Origin of the sequence: Streptomyces doebereineriae, assembly GCF_031845645.1 — a bacterium.
Taxonomy (GTDB): Bacteria; Actinomycetota; Actinomycetes; order Streptomycetales; family Streptomycetaceae; genus Streptomyces; species Streptomyces canus.
The window spans coordinates 1-381 of record NZ_JAVREZ010000610.1; the positions used below are offsets into that span (position 1 = coordinate 1).

The window sequence follows — 381 nt, forward strand, 5'->3', positions numbered from 1 at the left end:
GTTGGAGGAGTCCGCGCAGGAGATCCCGGCTCTCCTCCGGGCCGGGGCTGTCCTTCCGCAGGCACCCCATGGCCTGTTCGTACTGCGCGACTTCCTCGGGCTTGTCCAGATAGAGCGCACTTGTCAGCTGCTCCAAATAGACAATGTCCGACAGATCGGATTCCGGGAAACGCAGCATCGTGAATGCCCCGCTCTCCCCGGCATGACCGCCGAAGCTGAAGGGCATCACCTGAAGAGTGATATTCGGCTGCTCCGACATGTCGATCAGGTGCCGCAATTGAGCACGCATCACTTCCCGCCCGCCGTAGGGACGGCGGAGTGCCGCCTCGTCCAGCACGGCGTGGAAGCGGGGGGCGCGCTCGGAGACGAGCGCCTTCTGCC

1 protein-coding gene is annotated in these 381 nt (G+C 64.6%); it reads right to left on the reverse strand.

The window, feature by feature from the left end:
- Positions 1-381: DUF5753 domain-containing protein (locus RNB18_RS53500; RefSeq protein ID WP_311721245.1), on the reverse strand; the 381-nt coding region annotated here is incomplete at both ends.